Here is a 19,617-nt window from a genome sequence, read left to right as displayed (position 1 = left end):
ACCGGCGGAGGTCCAGGATCCGGTGGATCCTCAGTTGGTCCAGACGACCGGGCTGTCGCTGTACGCGTCGCCCTCGTCGAACTCGGCGGCCGCGATGGGCGCGGTCTTCGTGGCGGTGAGCGAGCAGGTCTCGTACGACGCGCCCTTGGTGGTGAACTCGCGGGGCGCGGTCTCGCGGTCGCACTTGCCGGGAAGGTCGCCGATCAGCACGACGCCCGTGCCCGCGCCGCCTTCCAGCGCACCGTCCAGCTTCAGCGACGCGTACGACAGGTCGGTGCCGCCGACGTTCTCCACCTTCATCTTGATGAAGTAGGGCGTCATGCCCTTCGCCTTGTCGCCGAAGGCGGCCATGTCGGACTCGGCGCCCTTCTCGATCGCCGTGACGGTGATCGCGATGGTGCCCTTCTTGTCGCTCGTGTACTCGAACGGCAGGACGGCCCGGTCGCCGACCTTGAGCTCCGTGCCGGGCGCGGTGACATCGCCGGTGGCCGGGGCGGCGTCGTCGCCGCTGTCGTCGGTGGGGCTCTCGCTGCTCGGGGCGGACGAGGTCGGGGCAGGGGCCGACGACGCCGGTGATTCCTTCGCCGCCGGCTCGCCGTCGTCGCCGTTGCAGCCCGAAAGCCCGAGCCCCATGGCGACCACAGCGGCCGCGAACGCGATACGTCGCTTGTGCACTACTACCTCACTGGTAACGAGAGCTGCCCCACAGGGCAGCTTGGAACGTTCGGTTGATTTCGAGAGCTGACCGGCACTCCATCCGGGCATGCCGGAACGGCTTCCCGACGGCGTTCCGTCGTTGACGCACACAGTGGCACATCGCGGAATACGTCAGGTACACGACGGGTACACACCGGGAACGCGGGCTGTGTGGTAGGGCTCAGTGGATCGTGTCCCGCACGGCGGCCGCCTCGCCGGCGAGCCGCCTCCCGGCCGTGCGGTCTCCCGCCGCCGCCCGCAGCCGGGCGAGCTTTTCGAGCAAACCGGCCAGCAGGTAAGGGTAGTTGATTCCCCGGGCCACGGCGATGGCCTGCTCTCCCCGGCCGATCGCGGCCGGCAGGTCATGACGCTCGTACAGGCGGGCATCGAGCAGGTCGATGAGAACACGGCTCTCGAACATGGGGTCGTGGAGTGCCCGCGCGACCTCGAGGCCCTCGAGGAGACGGCGGCGCGCCTGGGCGTACTCCCCTCGGGCCAGGTGGAGACAGCCCCAGGCGTGGGCCGTGTAGAACGCGCCCGACGACCCGATGTGCCGGGCGCAGGAGTCCAGCTCGGCGAACGACTTCTCCGCCTCCGCGTGCCGGCCGAGTGCGATCTGCGCCTGGCCGAGCCAGTAGGTGTCCCGCGCGATCAGGGTCCGGATCCCCTGCTCCCTCGCCCCGGCGACGATCTCCGTGAGGACCTCCACCGAGAGTTCCGCCCGGCCCGCCTGGAGATGGGCGAGGCCGACCTGCGAGTACGCGTGGAGTGCCGCCGCGGCCTGTCCGCCGGCGTTGAGCCGTTCGAAGGCCTCGCGGCCCGCCACGATCGCCTCGGTCAGACGTCCGTTGGGCACGAGGAAGAACGGCGCGTTGCTCAGGGCCTCCAGATAGCCCCGCACGTCCCCGATCTGCTCGAACAGGCCCATCGCCTCGGTGTTGGACGCCTCGGCCGGACCGTACCGCCGCCGGGTGTAGAGCAGACCGGCCATCGAGATGAGCAGCCGGGCGCGGCCCCGTACGTTCCCCGCGGCCTTGGCCAGGTCCATCGCCGTCTCGTAGCACTCGTGCCAGTCGTCGAAGTACCGCTCCGTCTCGAACAGCGAATGCCCGCCCACGGCCAGTTCCCAGCAGAGCTCGTCCCGGCCCAGCTCCGCTGCCTGTCGCACGCCTGCCACCAGCGCGATGCGTTCCGCATCCAGCAGATCCATCAGTGGCACGGACGGCGGCATGCTGGCCTCCACCCGCTCCGGCTGCCACCGGTCGGCGTCCCGCTGGTACATGTTCTGGCCCATGTGGTCACGGTCGGCGATGTCCGTGAAGGCCAGGAGCGCGCTGAGGGCGCGGACGACGGAGCCCTCCCGCGCCTCCGCCGACTCCTCCACTTCCGCGCGTTCCCGTGCGTAGGCGCGGGTCAGGTCATGGAAGCCGTAGCGCACCTGCCCGTTCGGTGCTCCGGTGACGTCGAGCAGGTGGATGTCGACCAGCTCGTCGAGGAGTTCCTGGGCGTCCCGCAGTTCGGTGTCGACCGAGGCGGCAGCCGCCCAGAGTGGGAAATCGGGTGCCTCCAGGAGCCCGAGGAGACGGAACAGCCGCCGTGCCTCGGGCCGGAGGCCCTCATAGCTCAGCCCGAAGCTGGCGCGCACTTCGAGATCGCGATAGCGGAGCGCGTCCAGCCGGTGCTGTTCGTCGGCCAGCCGCGACACGAGATCCGTCAGCCGCCAGTGCGGTCGTGAGACCAGGAGCGACCCGGCGATCCGCAGCGCGAGCGGCAGCCGCGCGCACAGCCGCACCAGGTCGGACAGTTCCGCCCGGGTGGCCGAGGTCAGCCGGGCGTCCCCGCTGTTGCGCAGCATGGCCAGACTGTCGGCCTCGGACATCTCGCGGAGCTCGACCCGGTGCGCGCCGCCGAGACCGCCCAGCCGTACGCGGCCGGTGGCGATCACCCCGCACGTACCGCTCGCCGGCAGCAGGGGAGCCAGCTGCTCCTCGTCGAAGGCGTCGTCGAGGACCACCAGGATCCGGCGTTCCGCGAGCAGGCCCCGGTAGAGGTCGGCGCGCTCCCGCGGATCGTCGGGCACCGCGGTGGGGGGCACTCCCAGCGCCCGCAGGAAGCGGCCGAGCACCGTGGCGGCGGAGACCGGCTGTGTACGCGCACCGTCGAGCGCCGCGAACAGCTGCCCATCGGGGTAGGCGGACCTGAGGCGATGCGCGGCCTGCACCGCGAGCGCGGTCTTGCCGACCCCGCCGGGGCCCGAGACCGTCACCACGGTGGCCGGTCCGTCCGCGCTGGGGTCCTCGCGGAGGACGGCCTCGATCTCCGTCAGTTCCGCGTGCTGTCCGCTGAAGTCGCCGAGCGCCGGAGGCAGCATCCGGGCGCCGGGGGCGGTCCGCCGCCCCCGCTCGTCGGCCGGGGCCGCCCGGTCCAGCGCGGGGTCCTCGGCGAGGACGGCCCGGTGCAGGTCCCGCAACCTCTGCCCGGGTTCCAGACCGGTCTCCCGGGCCAGGACGTCGTGGACCTGGAGGTAGGCCAGCAGCGCGTCCGCCCGCCGGCCGCAGCGGTACAGCGCGAGCATGAGCTGGGCCCACATCCGCTCGCGGAACGGGTGCTCCATCGTCAGCGCGGTCAGCTCGCCGAGGAGCTCGCCGTGCCGGCCGAGCGCGAGGTCGACGTCGACCCGCTCCTCGAGTACGCCGAGCCTCAGCTCATCGAGGCGCGTGGCCTCGGCGTGCAGCGCCGGGACATCGGCGAACCCGGCGAACGCCGGTCCCCGCCACAGGCCCAGGGCCTCGCCGAAGAGCTGACGCGACTGATCGCGTTCACCGGCCGCCAGCGCGGTCCGGGCGGCGTCGGCCAGATCCTCGAAGCGTGCCGCGTCCAGCTCGTCACGGTCGGCGCGCACCAGATAGCCGCCGCCCTCCCGGGCGATGCGGTCCGTATCCCCCTCGCCCAGGCGCTGCCGGAGCCGGTGGACGTAGGTCTGCACGTTCTTGGCGGCACTCTTGGGCCGCTCCCGGCGCCAGAGCGCCTCGATCAGCGCGTCATCGGCGACCGACCGGCCCCGTCGGCTCAGCAGGACTGCCAGGAGCACCCGCGCCTTCGGGGTGCCCAGTTCCAGCGGTACGCCGGCCCGCCGCACGGTCAGCGGGCCCAATACCTCGAAGTCCACAGCTGCCCCCTGCCTTCGACGCAACTGTAACGGCCGTCGGGCGCACCGGCCCGGGAGCCGCCGGGCGGCACGGCCGTCCGGCGTGGTGGGGCTGATGGGCCACGTTCGTGGCCCGCCAGTAGAGTGCGATGCTTGTTCGATTTCGCTGCGAGTGGGGGGAATGGCTGGTGGGAGCACAACTGAGAAGCACCGCACAGGAGTTGGCGGACGTGTTGTGGAAGGAACACACCGTGTACCGGGAGCGGTCCGGGGGGATGGTCGTCCGGGGTGAGCACGTACGGCGGTGGATCAGCCTCGCTCCGGCGGGCGGCCGGGACGAGATCCTCGTACGCGCGGGGCGCATCCTGGACGGCGGCACCACCGCTCCGGCGCGTTCGGAGGCCGTGGTTCCGCTCTCCGCAGGCACCGGCGTGCTCGCCGCGACCTGCCGACGCCTGCTGGCCGACGCGGCGGCCGACGCGGAGCGGGTCGCCCCGGGCCGGGCGGCATCCGGACGGTCCCGGGGGTCCCGGAAGTCCGGGCGCCGGAAGAACGGCAGGGGAAGGCACACGAGTTTCGGCTCATGGGTGGTCCTCGTCTGCGTGGTCGGCGTGATCGCCCTGTACGTCTACAGCGCGGGGACGTACCGCTGAGGCGAGCCCTCTCGCGCGTCGTGACCGACGGGTCGTGACCAACGGGTCACGGCTCCGGCCGCCCTGTGACCCAGGTCACACCTGCTACCTGTCAGGAATCGGGCCGCTGTTCCGCTCAAGTCACCGGGAAGCAAGCGAACCGACCGACAGGAGCATCGCATGAAGCACCGCATCGTCGTCCTCGGCGCCGGCTATGCCGGGGCCTATGTGGCCGGGAACCTGGCCCGTCGGCTGTTCCCGGCGGACGCCGAGGTCACCGTGGTCAACGCCGAGCCGGACTTCGTCCAGCGGCTGCGGCTGCACCAGCTCGCGGCCGGCCAGGAGATCGAGGCTCCCCGGCTCGCCGACGTCTTCGCGGACACGGGGATACGGCTGCGCCTGGCCCGGGTCACCGCCGTCGACCCCGAGCGCCGGGTCGTCGCCGTGGCGGACGCCGACGGCGGCGGCGAGCTCGGCTACGACACGCTCCTCTACGCGCTCGGCAGCCAGGTCGCCGACCACGGCGTCCCCGGCGTCGCCGAGCATGCCTTCCATGTCACCAGCCGCCCGGCGGCGGTGCGTCTGCGCGAGCGGCTGGACAGCCTGGTCGGGCGGGGCGACGGCGGGAACGTCCTGGTCGTCGGCGACGGGCTGACCGGCATCGAGACCGCCACCGAGATCGCCGAATCCCGGCCCGGCCTGTCGGTGACGCTGGTCGCTCGCGGCGAACTGGGCGCTCCGCTCTCCGCCGGAGCCCGCGGCCACCTGCGCCGGGCCTGCGACCGGCTGGGCATCGTCGTCCTGGAGCACACCGGCGTCGAAGCCGTCGAAGCGACACGGGTGTTGTGCGCCGACGGCACCGCCCCGGCGTCCGACGCGACCGTGTGGACGGCCGGGTTCGCGGCCGGCCCCATCGCCGCCGCCGCCGGCCTCACGGTCACCGAGACCGGCCGGATCGTCGTCGATCGCACCATGCGGTCGGTCTCGCACCCGGACGTCTACGCCGTCGGCGACAGCGCCTACGCCATCGGCGACAACGGCCGGCCGCTGCCGATGTCCTGCGCCTCGGCCGGCCACACCGGCATGCAGGCCACGGCCGCGATCCTGGGACGCCTGACCGGCCGCAAGATCCCGAACACACCCCTGGCCTACCACGGCAACCACATCAGCCTCGGGCGGCGGGACGGGATCCTGCAGATGGTCGACGCCCAAGCGGGGGCGAAGCCGAAGTACGTCGGCGGCACGAAGGCCGCCCGGATCAAGGCGGGCATCCTCCGGGTGTCGCTCTGGACCACCTCGCACCCGACGTTCGGGCTGCCCAGGCGCAGGCGCCCGCTGGCCGCCGCGACGGATGTGTCCGCCGAGAAGGCGATCGCGTAGCCGCCATGGACAGCACCGCCCCTGATCGCTTCGACACCAGCCGGTTCGAGGCCAGCCGCAACCGGCTGGCCTCCCTGGCGTACCGCCTGCTGGGCTCCGCCGCCGACGCCGAGGACGCCGTGCAGGACACCTTCCTGCGCTGGCAGGCCGCCGACCGGCAGCGGATCAGGGTCCCGGAGGCCTGGCTGACCAAGGTCGCCACCAACCTGTGCCTGGACCGGCTCCGCTCGGCACAGGCCCGCCGCGAACGCACCGTCGGCGCCTGGCTGCCCGAACCGCTCCTCGACGGCGACCCGATGCTCGGCCCGGCCGACACCTTCGAGCAGCGCGAATCGGTCTCCCTGGCCATGCTGACCCTCATGGAGCGCCTGCCACCGATCGAGCGGGCCGTCTACCTCCTGCGTGAGGCGTTCTCGTACAGCCATGCCGAGATCGCCGGGATCCTCGACATCGCCGAGGCCGCGAGCCAGCAGCACCTCCACCGGGCCCGGCGCCACATCACCGCCGCGCGCGGCGGTGGCGGTGGCGTCGGGCCCGGTGGAGGTGAACCCGACCCGGCGACCGCCCGCAGGATCGTCGAGGAGTTCCTCGCCGCCGCCTCATCGGGCCGCACCGAACAACTGGTGGCGCTGCTCACCGACGACGCGACCGCGATCTCCGACGGCGCGGGCCTGACCGAGAAGCTGCTGCGGTACGACACTCCGCGGCGCATCGCCGCCATCGCACGGGCCGGCCTGAAATCCACCCCCGCGAAACAGCGACGGGTCGGCGGCGCCTCCGCCGTCCACTACGCACGCGTCAACGGCGCCCCCGCCCTCCTCTTCGTGCCCGGCGGAAAGGTCGTCGGCGCCGTCACGTTCGACATCACCGGCACCAGGATCGCGACCGTACGCGGCATCGCCGCCCCCACCCGCCTCGTCCGCCTCACCGAAGCCTGGCGGCGGCACGAACCGGACGCGCCGCTCATCGCCGCGTGGTGACCGGCGTGGTGCGTGCGTGAGCATCTCGCTGTTTCCCGACCCGTCACGTCCTTCCGATACCGTGCGCCGGTGCTTCCGCCGGAGGCCGACAGGGGAGCGAGTGATGGGCGCGGTGTCGGGGCCTTCGGGCACAGGCGAGTTGAAGCGGCACCTGGGGGTGTTCGACGCCGTGGTGATCGGCCTGGGGTCGATGATCGGGGCGGGCGTCTTCGCGGCCCTGGCTCCGGCGGCCGCCGCGGCCGGGTCGGGGCTGCTCCTCGGCCTGGCGCTGGCGGCGTTGGTGGCGTACTGCAACGCGATGTCCTCGGCGCGCCTGGCCGCCCGGTACCCCGCCTCCGGCGGTACCTACGTCTACGGGCGCGAGCGGCTCGGCGAGTTCTGGGGCTACCTCGCCGGATGGGCGTTCGTCGTCGGCAAGACCGCCTCCTGCGCGGCCATGGCGCTGACCGTCGGCGCGTACGTGTGGCCCGGTCAGACGCAGGCCGTCGCGGTCGCCGCCGTGGTCGCGCTGACCGCCGTCAACTGTGCCGGGGTCCAGAAGTCCGCCTGGCTCACCCGCGCCATCGTCGCCGTGGTCCTGGCCGTGCTGGCCGCCGTGGTGGTCGCCGCTCTCACCGCCGGTGACGCGGACGCGGCCCGGCTCGGCATCGGTGACGACGCGAGCTTCGCCGGGGTCCTCCAGGCGGCGGGCCTGCTGTTCTTCGCCTTCGCCGGCTATGCCCGCATCGCCACCCTCGGGGAGGAGGTCCGCGACCCCGCCCGCACCATCCCGCGGGCCGTCCCGCTCGCCCTCGGCATCGCCCTCCTCGTCTACGCGGCCGTCGCGGTCGCCGTCCTGCTCGTGCTGGGCCCGCAGGGGGCGGCATCCGCCACCGCTCCGCTGGCGGATGCCGCACGGGCCGCCGGCGCGGACCGGCTGGCGCCGGTCGTCCGGGTGGGCGCCGCGGTGGCCGCGCTCGGCTCGCTGCTCGCCCTGATCCTCGGGGTCTCGCGTACGACCCTGGCCATGGCCCGCGACCGGCACCTGCCGCACGCTCTGGCCGCCGTCCACCCGAGATTCCAGGTGCCGCACCGCGCCGAACTCGTGGTGGGCGCCGTCGTGGCCGTGCTCGCCGCGACCGCCGACGTACGCGAGGCGATCGGCTTCTCCTCCTTCGGAGTGCTCGCCTACTACGCCGTCGCCAACGCCTCCGCCTGGACCCTCGCTCCGGAGGAGGGCCGGCCGAAGCGGATCGTTCCGGTCGTCGGGCTGGCCGGCTGCCTCGTCCTCGCGTTCGCCCTGCCGGTCCCGTCGGTGGTGTCCGGCGCCGCGGTGCTGGCCGCCGGCGCCGCTGCCTACGCGGTGCGGCGCGCGGTGACCGCCCGCAGGGCCTGACCGGGGCAGAACACGGGTCGGCCGAGCGTCCGCCCGGCGCTCCCGGCACCATGACGCATGCTGAATCCTGCCTTGAGGAGGGGAAAGCCGCATGACGCACACGACGACGCCCGACGGGGTCCGCATCGCCTATCAGGTCCGGGGCGAGGGGGCGCCGCTGGTTCTGCTGGCGGGCCAGGCGAACAACCACCACTGGTGGGACGGGGTACGTGACGACTTCCACGCCGCCCGCAGCACCCTCACCCTCGACTACCGGGGTACGGGAGCGAGCGACAAGCCCGACGAGCCCTACAGCACCGAGCTCTTCGCTCAGGACGTGATCGCGGTGCTCGACGATCTCGGTGTCGACCGGGCCGACGTCTACGGCACGTCCATGGGCGGCCGCGTGGCCCAGCAGCTCGCCGCCCGCCATCCGCACCGGGTGCGCGCCCTGGTCCTCGGCTGCACGTCACCCGGTGGAGCGCACGGTGTCGAACGCGACAACGACGTACGCGGGTCGCTGGCACAGACAGCACCGGGTGCGGCGCGGCAGGCCCTGCTCGAGTTGATGTACACCCCGGCCTGGCTGGCGACCCACCCCGGCCCGTACCGGACACTCGGCGACCCGGACATGCCCGCGCACGCCCGCCGCCGCCACCTGAGGGCCAGCAACCAGCACGACGCGTGGGAACTTCTGCCCCGCGTCAGCGCCCCCGCCCTGGTCGTGCACGGCAGCGACGACCTGCTCAATCCCGCCGCCAACGCCCCCCTGCTCGCGAACCGCGTCCCCGGCGCGCGCCTCCACCTGATCCCCGGCGCGCGGCATGCCTATTTCGAGGAGTTCCGCACCGTCGCGAGCCCGCTCGTCCTGGACTTCCTCACGGCGATGCCGCAGCGGTGAGGAGGGGCCGGGCGGCTCGCGGCCCTGCTCCTCCTCGGCCGGCCCCTGCCGCTCCGGCCTGCGGCCGACCGTGAACCCCGTGCCCTGTGTGGGGCCTGGGCGAGTCCGCACGAAGTTCGGTGAAAAGGATCACCGCCAAGTCGCGGGATGGGTACAGTCCGTCACCTGTAGCAGGGCCGTCGGCTGTGGGGCGAGGGGTGGGGCGGTGCGGGTGACACCGGAGGCCGGGGACAGGATCGCCGGCCGCTATCTCCTGCAGGAGCCCATCGGCCGAGGCGGGATGGGCGTCGTCTGGCTGGCCTGGGACGAGCGGCTCGACCGGCGGGTCGCGGTCAAGTGCGCGCGCCTGAACGACGATCGGGCCGCGCGACGGCTCATGAGCGAGGCGCGCAACGCCGGGCGGCTGCACCACCCGAACATCGTGGGAGTCTTCGACTTCGTCGACGAGGGCGCCACCTGCTGGATCATCATGGAGTACGTCCCCTCGCGCAGTCTCGCGCAGATCGTGACGGAGGGCGGCCCGCTCACGCCCGCGGAGGCCGGGTCGATCGGCTGCCAGATCGCCGCCGCGCTGGCGAAGTCGCACAACGAGGGCGTGGTGCACGGCGATGTGACGCCGGAGAACATCCTCGTGACCGACGAGGGCGTCGCGAGACTGACCGACTTCGGGATCTCGCGGGCCCTGTGGAGCGACGCCACGCACAGCACGACGGGCAGTGTGCGCGGCAAACCCCGGTATCTGGCCCCGGAGGTGGCCAAGGGGCAGCCCGCGGGCGAGAAGTCCGACGTGTTCTCGCTGGGCGCCTCCCTGTTCGCGGCGGTCGAGGGCCAGTCGCCGTACGGGGAGGTCGAACACCTCCTGGCGTATCTGGCCAGGGCCATCGAGGGGCACATCGAGCCCATGCACCGGGCCGGGCCCCTGCGCGGGCCGCTCACCGCACTGCTGGAGGTGGCGCCCGAGAGCCGGCCCGACGCCCCCAGTGCTCAGCGGCTGCTGACGCGCGCGGCGCCCCCGCCCCCGCACGTACAGGAGCAGTTGCACGACGGCGATACCCGGGACTTCGCGTCCCGCACGCTCCGCCTGTCGCGACTCCTGGGCCGCTCGGGGGACTTCACTCCCTTCATGCTTCAGCCGCCCCGGCCCGTACGCCGACGCCGCCGCCCGGTGGTGCTCACGGTGGCGGCGCTCGCCGCGGCGGGTGCGATCACGGCCGGTCTCGTCCTCTTCGGCCCGTGGGCCTCGGACGACGAGGGCGGCAAGGGCGGCCTTGCCGACGCGAAACCGTCGGTCGCGGCACAGGCCGGCGCCATCGGCGACGAGCGCACGGCGGACCCGTGCGGGCTGCTCGGCGCCGCCTCGTTGAGCCGCTTCGGCAAGACGGCACTGGACCCCGACTACGGAGAGGTCGACCGCTGCGACGTGCTGGTGCGCAACAACAGCGGTGACGACTTCGCGGACGTCGAGGTGAACCTCGACTCGGACCGGGACGATTTCCACGAGGTGCTCTCCACCCGCCTGGTCGGCAACGTCACGGTGGTGACCCTCGAGCGTGACGGGGAAGCCTGCGACCGGGCCGTCCTGACCTCCGACGGCAAGCAGATCCGGGTCCGCGGCAAGCAGCTCAACAAGGTGGCCCCCGACCCGTGCCAGCTGGCCGATGCCGCGACCGACCACGTGGTCGGTGTGCTGGCCGAGGGCCCGGTGCCCCGGCGTTCGCCGCCGCCGGACCCGAACTCCCTGGTCCGGCTCGACACCTGCACCCTGCTCGGAGCCGGCGATCTCGAGCGGCTTCCCGGCGTCACGGTGGACAACCGGGACCGCGGCTTCGGCTCCTGGGACTGCGACTGGTCGAGCGACGACGGCGACCGTGCGGTGGAGATTCAGATCAGCCGGGACAACTCGCTGGACGCCGACGACGGAACGCCGGTGAACGTCGCCGGGACGAAGAGCTACGCCGTCGCGGATGAGGCCGAGGACGACAGCTGCACCGTACGGACCCCGCACCGCACCTACACGAACGCGGTCGGCGACCGCACCACCGAACTCTTCCAGCTGACCGTGTACGCCCCGCAGCCGGCCAAGCAACTGTGCGACACCGCAGCGGAGTTCGCGGCCGACGTCGTACGGAACATCGCCCAGCGCCTGCCGGAGAAGCAGGAGAAGCCGGAGAAGCAGGAGAGGTCGGAGGACCCGGCGTAGTCGGAGTACCTGACGTACCCGGCGTACCCGGCGTACCTGGCGTAGTCGGCCCCCGGGCCGCCGCTCGGCGCGGCTTCTCAGCGCAGCGCGCTCCTGTGCTGCCACGCGGACCACGAGAGGTTCCACGCGCCGAAGCCGTTGCCGGGATCGACCACCCCCTTGGTGTCCTCGCCGGTGATCTCGAACGGGTCGCCCGGCCGCACCTGCGCGTAGAGCCAGGCCGCGTCCGCGTCACTCATGCCTATGCATCCGGAGCTCTGGTTGGCCCGGCCGAGGAACTTCGCGTTCCACGGGGCGGCGTGCGCGTACATGCCTGACCAGGTCAGCCGCATCGAGTGGTCGACCATCTTGTCGTAGGCGTTGCCGAGGCCCACCGTCTCGGAGTTCATGTTGATCGTGCCCTCCTTGGCCATCAGCACGGCTGTTCCGCGCCAGGAGCGCTTGTCACCGCCGGGGGTGCCGCCGGAGACCGGAATACGGCGGACCGTCTTGCCGTCGCGTGCGAGGGAGAGCTGATGGCGGTCGAGGTCGACCTTGACGATCTGCTGCGCGCCGATGGTGAACGCGGTGGTGTAGTCGCGGACGAACCAGCCGCCGTCCGCGCCCGAGTCGGTGCCGTTCAGCTCGGCGTTCAGCGTGATCCGGGTTCCGGGCTTCCAGTACGTCCGGGGCCGCCAGTCCACCCGGTCCCGGCCCGACCAGTCGCGGATCCAGCCCCAGGAGCCCTCGGTGTCGTTCGAGGTGGTGATCCTGAGCTGCCTCTCGACCTCGGCCCGGTTCCTGACCGGACGGTCGAAGACCAGGGAGACCGGCTGGGCGATCCCGACGGTGGCGTCGGCGCCCGGTCGCCAGTCGACCTTGTTGACCCGGTCCGCCGGAGCGGTGGTGAAGCCGGCCCTGGTGCTCCTGGCGGTGCCGCCCGCGCTCCGGGTCGCCGCCGTCACCGAGTACGCCGCCCCGGGCACGGCCTTGCGGTCGGAGACCCAGGACCGGCCGTCGGCGGCGACCTGGCCGGCCAGCCGGTGGCCCTCGGCGTCGGTGACGGTCACCGAGGTGAGGCGGCCGCCGGTGGCCGTGACCCGTACGGGCCGGCCGGCCGGGGCCTTCTTCCCCGCGGGCGTGACGGCGACCTTGACGGGTCGGTCCTCGGCGCTCCGGGTCACCTCGGCGGCGGGCGCATCGGCGGAAGGGCTTGACGAGCAGGCGGCGAGCGGCGTCAGCAGGGCAGCCACGGTGGCGCCCCGGACGAGGGAACGGACGAGAGAACGGGCTCGGGATCGGGCTCGGGATCGGGCTCGGGAACGGGCGGGCACATGAGTGAGGGACGAGCGGGACAACAGGACCTCCGGGAGAGCCATGAGCCGGGTGAGTGGTCGGCGATGTCGTGACTGTAGAGCCGGAAAACCCGAGGTCAGAGGGTATGAAGCGATGTGACGGCGACTGGTGAGGAACGGTCATGCTCCGGTCACATTCGGCGCGCGGAGCGGTCATGAACCGCTGTGAGCATCCTCTGCATCCCCGCGAAAGGCCGTCGGGGGAGCGTTCCCGCGACCGGCCCGGGAGGCCGGCGGAGAAGAAGAGGCCCACACCATGTCAGCGCTGCTCGTGCCGTCGTCGTCCAGCCCCGTGCACCGAGCACGGAACCAGGACGTGGCCCTGCGAACCATCACCGCGAAGACCTACCGAGCCTTCCTCGCGTCGCCCGCCGGCGAGGCGCTCGGCGCCGGATTCCTCCAGTGCCCGTCCTGGGCCGACGTCAAGGAGGGCTGGCGCTCCCAACTGCTCGGCTGGGGACCGGATCCCGAGGCGGGCGAACTGACGGGGGTGGCCCTGGTGCTGCTGCGGCAGTTCCCCGGCACCCGCAAGTACTTCGCCTACCTCCCCGAAGGGCCCGTCGCCGACTGGAACGCCCCCGACGTCGACGGCTGGCTCGGTCCGCTGCTGGAGCACCTGCGCCGCACCGGAGCCTTCGCCGTACGCATCGGGCCCTCGCCCGCCTACCGGCGCTGGAACGCCGCCCGGCTCAAGCCGCTCACCGGTCCGGGCCGCCGCCTGGGCGACGTCCTGGCCAGTGAGGTCGACCCGCTCGGCACCGCCGTCGCCGAGCGGCTGCGGGCCCGGGGCTGGCACCGCTGCGGCGGCGAGGGAACCAGCGAGGACGGGGACGCCCAGCCGCGACACGTCTTCCATGTGCCGCTCGCCGGACGCACCACCCAGGACCTGTGGTCCGGGCTCAACCAGGAATGGCGCCGCAATGTGCGAAGGGCCCAGAAGGAGGGCGTGGAGGTCGTGGTGGGCAGCGCGGCCGACCTCCCCGAGTTCTGCAGGCTGCTCGGCATCACCGAGCGACGCGACGGCTTCCGGCTCGGCCGCTCGCTCGCGTACTACCAGCGTCAGTACGCGGCGCTCAACGCCGAGGAACCCGGCCGGATGAAGCTGTACCTGGCCCGCCACCAGGGCGAGATCCTGGCCGCCCACACCCTGATCACGGTGGGCCGCCGGGCCTGGTACCAGACCGGCGCCTCGGCCGACCACCGCCGCGAGGTCCGGCCCTCCAACGCCCTTCAGTGGCGGATGCTGCAGGATGCCCACGCCCTCGGCGCGGACGTCTACGACATGCGCGGGGTACCCTCCACTCTCGATCCGGAGGAACGTGCGTACGGATTGTTGCGGTGGAAGCTCGGCACCGGGGGGCAGGTCGTCGAGACATTGGGGGAATGGGAGAAGGCATTGGGCGGCAGCGCCAACCACGCGCTTCACCGTGCCTTCCAGGCGTATCTGAAGCGCCGATGAGACAGTCGCAGCCGACGAAGCGGCCGACGGTACCGCCGACACCACAGGCACCACCGAAGCCACAGGCGCCACTGGCACCACTGGCACCACAGGCGTCACCTACGTCACCTACGTCACCTACGTCACCTACGTCTCCGAGAACCCAGACCGCCGTGGACCGTGCGGAGCCCACGAGGGCGGCAGCGGCGGCGGTCTCCGCTCCACGCGGCAGCGCCGTCATGGCTGCCGGATCCATCGTGGCCCGGACCACCGGCTTCGCCCGGTCCGCCGTGGTCGCGGCGGCGCTGGGCACCATCGGGCCGATCGCCGACGGCTACGCGGTCGGCAACGCCCTCCCCACCATCGTCTACATGCTGCTCCTCGGCGGCGCGCTGAACGCCGTCTTCGTGCCCGAGCTGGTCAGGGCCGCGAAGGAGCACGCGGACGGGGGTGCCGCGTACACCGACCGGCTCGTCACCGTCTGCGTCCTCGCCCTGCTGGCCCTCACCGCGGCCGCCGTGTGGGCGGCCCCCGCGATCGTCGACGCGTACACGGACTACAGCGGCCGGCAGGCGGCCATGACCACCGCGCTGGCCCGCTACTGCCTGCCCCAGATCTTCTTCCTCGGACTGTTCACGCTGCTCGGACAGGTACTCAACGCCCGGGGCCGGTTCGGCGCGATGATGTGGGCGCCGATCCTGAACAACCTCGTGGTCATGGCTGTCTTCGGCCTCTACCTGTACCTGGCCCTGGGGACGAGTCCGGGGGGCACGCTCACCCCGGCCGGGACCGCCCTGCTCGGCTGGGGCACGACCGCCGGTATCGCCGTCCAGACGATCGCCCTCGTCCCCGCCCTGCGCGCGGCCGGCTTCCGCTGGCGGCCCCGCTTCGACTGGCGCGGCAGCGGACTGACCCGTCCGCTGCGCGCGGCCGGCTGGCTGGTGCTGCTGGTCCTGGCCAACCAGGCCGCGTACTGGGTCACCACCCGGCTGGCCACGACCGCGGGCCTGGCCGGCGGCCCCGGATTCGGCGCCTACAACAACGCCTACGTTCTCTGGGTCGTACCGCACGGCATCATCACGGTCTCCGTGGTGACCGCCCTGATCCCCAGGATGAGCGCCGCCGCCGCCGACGGGGACACCGCCGCCGTGCGCCGCGACGTCTCCCACGCCCTGCGGGTCTGCGCCGCCGCCGTCGTTCCCGCGGCCTGCGCGCTGTTCGCCCTCGCCCAGCCGGTGATGGCCCTCGTCTTCGGGTACGGCAGGACCGGCGCGGACGACACCGCCGCGATGGCCGGGATCCTGATGGCCTTCGCGCCGGGCCTCGTCGCGCTGTCGGGTCAGTACGTGCTGTCCCGCGCCTGCTACGCGCTCTCCGACACCCGTACGCCGTTCCTGCTCAACCTCGTGATCGTCGCCCTCAACGCCGGACTGTCGCTGGCCGCCGCGCACCTGCTGCCGGCTCGCTGGGCCGTCACGGGCATGGCGGCGGCGTACTCCCTGGCGCTGTGCGTGGGCTGGGTGGTGACCGGCCTGGTGCTGAGCCGCCGCCTCGCCGTCGCCCGCCCGCTGCGGTCGACCGCCTCGGCCGCCCACGCACGGCTGCTGCTCGCCGCCGTCCCCGCCACCGCTCTGGGGCACCTCGCGGCCCTGGGCGCGGTACGGGCGGGGGCCCTGGCGGCCGCGGCCGCCGGCGGGGCCGCCGTCGTCCTCACCTTTGCCCTGCTCGCCCGTCCGCTGGGACTCGTCGAACTGGACGCGCTGTTCACGCGTCTACGTCGGCGAGGCACCCGGAAGTGACCACTACCCCCCCAGGGAGAACCGCCGATGCCCCGCGTGCTCCTCATCGAGGACGACCCTTCCGTGCGCGAGGGGGTCGCACTCGGTCTGCGCCGCCGCGGCCACGATGTGCGGGCGGCCGCGACAGGCGAGGACGGCCTCGACGCGCTGGCCGAATTCCGCCCCGATCTGCTGCTGCTGGACCTGATGCTGCCCGGAATCAACGGCGTACAGGTCTGCCGGCAGGTCCGCGAGCACAGCCAGTTGCCGATCATCATGCTCACCGCGCGGGGCGACGACTTCGACATCGTGATCGGCCTGGAGACCGGTGCCGACGACTACATCGTCAAGCCCGCCCGCCCCGAGGTGATCGAGGCCCGGATCCGCGCCGTGCTGCGCCGCATGGACGACAGCGGTCCGGGCCGCCCGGCCATCGAGGTGTACGGCGAACTCACCATCGACCGGGTCGGGCTGACGGTCACCAAGGCGGGCCGGCCGCTGTCGCTCGCCCCCTCGGAGCTGAGGCTCCTGCTGCATCTCTCCGCAGCCCCTGAGCAGGTGTTCAGCAGGCAGCAACTGCTGGAGAACGTGTGGGAGCACACCTTCCACGCCGACGCCCGGCTGGTCGACGCGTGCGTGGCACGGCTGCGCGGCAAGATCGAGCACGAGGTCGGCAGCCCCCGCTACGTCCAGACCCTGCGGGGCTTCGGCTACCGCTTCGGCCCGCTGTGAGTACCGCCTCCCGCCTCGGCCGACTGAGCCGGAGGAAGCACAGGGGAGCGGACGCACCGGACGCATCTGCTGTACCGGGTGGTTCGGGCGTACCGGGCGTACCGGGCGTACCGGGCGTACCGGGAAGGCTGGCCGGTCCGGGCAGGCCGGCCGGCGACGAGCGTTCGCGCGTGCGGGCGTTCGGCCTGCGTACGCGCCTGCTCGCCGCCTTCCTCCTGGTGGCCGCCGTCAGCGCGGGCACCACCTCCGCGCTGACCTACCGTGAGGCCCGCAACGCGCTGCTGAAGACGGCCCAGGACACGGCCGTCTCGACGTTCCGCGAGCAGATCCAGCAGTCGGGCTTCGGCCTGCCCGTCCAGGAGGAGGGGCTGGAGGACGTCCTGCGCGACATCGCCCGTAAGGGCAAGCCGCGCTCCTGGGTGGTGTTCGCCGAGTACGGCTCGCTCCGCGCCTCCTCGGGCGAGAACCCCGTCTCCACGGTCATCACCCCCGAACTGCGCCGCGCCGCGCTGGCCAACCCGTACGGCACCTTCGAGCGGGTCGTCAAGGACGGCGTCCCCTACCTGACGATCGCCATGCCCGCCGTGTTCAGGACCGGCCCGTACAACGTGCTGCCCAGCGGGCTCGTCCTGTACGCCGTCATGCGGATGACCGATGAGCAGGTCAACGTCGAGGCCCTCCTCATGGCCGCCCGGGACGGCGCCCTGCCCGGTCTGGCCGTCGCGCTGATACCCGGCCTGATCGCCGCGCGCAGTGTGCTGCGCCCGGTGCGGGAACTGCGCCGGGCGGCCAGGAGCATGGGCAGCGGCAGGTTCGACACCCGCATTCCGGTGCGCGGCAGCGACGAACTGGCCGACCTGGCACGGACGTTCAATGAGTCGGCCGGTCAACTGGAGGACTCCGTGCATGAACTGCGCGAGGCGGAGGCGCGCGCCCGCCGCTTCGCCGCCGACGTCTCGCACGAACTGCGCACCCCGCTGGCCGGAATGCTCGCCGTCACCGAGGTTCTCGACGAGGACGCGGACCGTCTGGACGCCGACACCGCCCAGGCCGTCCGGCTGGTCAGTGCGGAGACCGGCAAACTCGCCGTGCTCGTCGAGGACCTGATGGAGATCTCCCGCTTCGACGCCCGTGCCGCCGAGCTGAACGCCGACGAGGTCGACGTCGCCGAGGCCATCCGCAAGACCCTCCAGATCCGGCACTGGAGCGAGGACCGGGTGGGCGTCGAACTCCCCGCCGGCATCCGGGCCCGGCTCGACCCGCGCCGCTTCGACGTCGTGATCGCCAACCTGGTCGGCAACGCCCTGCGGCACGGCGGCGAGCCGGTCACCGTACGCCTGCGTACGGGGGAACGCCCCGCGGGAACGCCCGTGGTGATCACCGAGGTGGCGGACCGGGGCGCCGGTATCCACCCCGACTCGATTCCGTACATCTTCGACCGCTTCTACAAGGCCGAGACGGCCCGCACCCGCTCGGCGGGCAGCGGCCTGGGGCTGGCGATCACCCAGGAGAACGTGCGTCTGCACGGGGGAACGATCCGCGCGGGGAACCGGCCCGAGGGCGGTGCCGTCTTCACGGTCGAGATACCGCTGCACGCGGAGGAGGCCGCCGAATGAGGCGTACGCGGGCACACCGACGCGCGGCGGCCCTGGCCGCCGCGGCCGTCGTACCGCTGCTGGGCGGCTGCGGCATCCAGGAGACCGACGTCATCGAGGCGGGCGGCCCCGCGACCGTCGAGGCCTTCTTCAACCGCAACGACGACATGATCCTCTTCTTCCGGGCCCCGACGGGAGGGCTGAACCCCGTGATCCGGAGTGCCAGGCCCTCGCCCGGGTTCGGCGAGGGCTACGACGAGGTGGGCTCCGAGGACCGGAAATCCGGCGACCAGGCAGGCCCGGTATCGACGGAGCAGGCTGTTCTGGCGCTGCTCGGCGGCACGGCGAAGGAGGACAGGGCCGTCGGCCTGAGCACCGCCCTCCCCGCCGCCCGCCCCGGCGCGGCCGTCGAGCTCGCGGTCGCCCCGGACGGCACGGTCACGCTCCGTCTGCCCTTCGCCCTGAAGCCACTGGAACCCACGGCGCTGCGCCAGTTGACCTGCACGGTCGCCTACAGCCAGGAGGCCGACGGTCAGGTCGTCGTCGAGCTGGAGGGAGAGGACGGGGCATCGAGCTCCGACACCTGTGGCCTCGCCCTCGGCGGCTCCGGAGCTCCGGACGGGGGCTGAGTCCCAGGTCCCCGGCCCGGGGCCCGGTGCGGGAGGTCCGGGGAGCCCGGTGCGAACCGTCAGGCCGAGGACCCGCTGTCGACGACCAGGTCGGTGCCGACCACCGAACCGGCCGCGGGCGAGGCGAGGTAGAGCACCGCGGCCGCCACTTCCTCGGCCTTCGCGAGCCGCCCGAGGGGGTTCTCCGACTTCACCCGCTCGGTCCGGTCGGCGTCGGTCTCGCCGGGCCGCAGCGACATGGGGGCGGCGGAGGCACCCGGGCTGACCGCGTTGATGCGAATGCCCTGGTGCACGTGGTCGAGAGCGGCGGCGCGGGTCAGTGCGGAGACCGCTGCCTTCGACGTGATGTACGCGGCGAGGTTCGGGATACGCAGATGTGCGCCGAGGTTGGAGGAGATGTTGACGATGACCCCGCCGCCGTTCTCCTTCATGTGGGCGATCTCGTGCTTCATGGCCAGCCAGACGCCGGTGACATTGGTCCGCAGCACCGCGTCCCAGTCCTCCTCGCTCACCTCTTCGGCGGGGCCGGCGCCGCGGAGTATCCCGGCGTTGTTGACCGCGATGTCGAGCCCGCCGAAGCGGGTGACAGTCGCGCGGACGAGGTCCCGGAGCCGGTCGGAGTCGGTGACGTCGACGGTGATGGCGGCAGCCGTGCCGCCGGCCGCCTCGATGAGGCCGACCGTCTCGTCCAGGGACTGCGCGGTGCGACCCGCGGCGATCACGGACGCGTCCTCGGCGGCGAAGGCGAGCGCGATCGCGCGGCCGAGACCGGAGCCCGCGCCCGTGACGAGCACGGTCTTGCCAGTGAAGCGGTTCATTT

15 protein-coding genes are annotated in these 19,617 nt (G+C 72.7%); 11 read left to right on the top strand and 4 right to left on the bottom strand.

Annotation, left to right across the window (positions count from 1 at the left end; genetic code table 11):
* Positions 1–30: 30 nt before the first annotated feature.
* Positions 31–633, bottom strand: a complete 603-nt coding sequence (locus tag ACH4UK_RS17105) for a hypothetical protein (RefSeq protein WP_398357740.1) — start codon at positions 631–633, stop codon at positions 31–33.
* A gap of 244 nt (positions 634–877) precedes the next feature.
* A complete protein-coding gene (locus ACH4UK_RS17100) occupies positions 878–3,865 on the bottom strand; it encodes an AfsR/SARP family transcriptional regulator (protein WP_398357092.1) in 2,988 nt (995 codons plus the stop codon).
* Positions 3,866–4,074: 209 nt separating this feature from the next.
* On the opposite strand from ACH4UK_RS17100, the gene ACH4UK_RS17095 reads away from it, so the two are divergent.
* The 6 genes from ACH4UK_RS17095 (at position 4,075) to ACH4UK_RS17070 (ending at position 11,291) form a co-directional block, all read left to right on the top strand.
* On the top strand, positions 4,075–4,497 hold the full coding sequence (locus tag ACH4UK_RS17095) for a hypothetical protein (protein ID WP_398357090.1): 423 nt from the start codon (positions 4,075–4,077) through the stop codon (positions 4,495–4,497).
* 159 nt (positions 4,498–4,656) lie between these two features.
* Positions 4,657–5,856, top strand: a complete 1,200-nt coding sequence (locus ACH4UK_RS17090; protein ID WP_398357089.1) for an NAD(P)/FAD-dependent oxidoreductase — start codon at positions 4,657–4,659, stop codon at positions 5,854–5,856.
* Positions 5,857–5,861: 5 nt separating this feature from the next.
* Complete coding sequence (locus tag ACH4UK_RS17085; RefSeq protein WP_398357087.1) at positions 5,862–6,836, top strand: sigma-70 family RNA polymerase sigma factor; 975 nt, start codon at positions 5,862–5,864, stop codon at positions 6,834–6,836.
* A 103-nt stretch (positions 6,837–6,939) separates the two neighbouring features.
* Entirely contained in the window at positions 6,940–8,211 is a 1,272-nt protein-coding gene (locus ACH4UK_RS17080) for an APC family permease (protein WP_398357085.1), read from the top strand.
* Between the two features lie 91 nt (positions 8,212–8,302).
* Positions 8,303–9,091: an alpha/beta fold hydrolase gene (locus ACH4UK_RS17075; protein ID WP_398357083.1), complete on the top strand. Its 789-nt coding sequence runs from the start codon at positions 8,303–8,305 to the stop codon at positions 9,089–9,091.
* A gap of 205 nt (positions 9,092–9,296) precedes the next feature.
* The gene (locus ACH4UK_RS17070; RefSeq protein WP_398357082.1) at positions 9,297–11,291 is read left to right on the top strand and encodes a serine/threonine-protein kinase; all 1,995 of its coding nucleotides are present in this window, start codon (positions 9,297–9,299) and stop codon (positions 11,289–11,291) included.
* A gap of 77 nt (positions 11,292–11,368) precedes the next feature.
* On the opposite strand, the gene ACH4UK_RS17065 is transcribed toward ACH4UK_RS17070, so the two are convergent.
* A complete protein-coding gene (locus tag ACH4UK_RS17065) occupies positions 11,369–12,649 on the bottom strand; it encodes an Ig-like domain-containing protein (protein ID WP_398357080.1) in 1,281 nt (426 codons plus the stop codon).
* Between the two features lie 232 nt (positions 12,650–12,881).
* Between ACH4UK_RS17065 and ACH4UK_RS17060 the strand changes: the two genes are divergently transcribed.
* The 5 genes from ACH4UK_RS17060 to ACH4UK_RS17040 all read left to right on the top strand — a co-directional run bounded on the left by ACH4UK_RS17060 (position 12,882) and on the right by ACH4UK_RS17040 (position 18,797).
* A complete protein-coding gene (locus ACH4UK_RS17060; protein WP_398357079.1) occupies positions 12,882–14,084 on the top strand; it encodes a lipid II:glycine glycyltransferase FemX in 1,203 nt (400 codons plus the stop codon).
* Between the two features lie 218 nt (positions 14,085–14,302).
* A complete protein-coding gene (murJ, locus tag ACH4UK_RS17055) occupies positions 14,303–15,862 on the top strand; it encodes a murein biosynthesis integral membrane protein MurJ (protein WP_398357076.1) in 1,560 nt (519 codons plus the stop codon).
* Between the two features lie 27 nt (positions 15,863–15,889).
* Positions 15,890–16,573 carry a response regulator gene (locus ACH4UK_RS17050; RefSeq protein ID WP_398357073.1) on the top strand — a complete coding sequence of 228 codons (684 nt, stop codon included), beginning with the start codon at positions 15,890–15,892 and terminating at the stop codon, positions 16,571–16,573.
* A gap of 128 nt (positions 16,574–16,701) precedes the next feature.
* Positions 16,702–18,189, top strand: a complete 1,488-nt coding sequence (locus ACH4UK_RS17045; protein WP_398357739.1) for an ATP-binding protein — start codon at positions 16,702–16,704, stop codon at positions 18,187–18,189.
* Entirely contained in the window at positions 18,186–18,797 is a 612-nt protein-coding gene (locus tag ACH4UK_RS17040; protein WP_398357071.1) for a hypothetical protein, read from the top strand. Before ACH4UK_RS17045 ends, ACH4UK_RS17040 begins: the two co-directional genes overlap by 4 nt.
* A gap of 59 nt (positions 18,798–18,856) precedes the next feature.
* Here the strand turns inward: ACH4UK_RS17040 and ACH4UK_RS17035 are convergent, their stop codons facing one another.
* Positions 18,857–19,615 (bottom strand): SDR family NAD(P)-dependent oxidoreductase, encoded by a 759-nt coding sequence (locus ACH4UK_RS17035; protein ID WP_398357069.1) that lies wholly within the window; start codon positions 19,613–19,615, stop codon positions 18,857–18,859.
* Between the last annotated feature and the right edge of the window lie 2 nt (positions 19,616–19,617).

The organism is Streptomyces sp. NPDC020884, from assembly GCF_044333935.1.
GTDB lineage: Bacteria > Actinomycetota > Actinomycetes > Streptomycetales > Streptomycetaceae > Streptomyces.
This window is presented reverse-complemented; position numbering and strand designations above follow the sequence as displayed.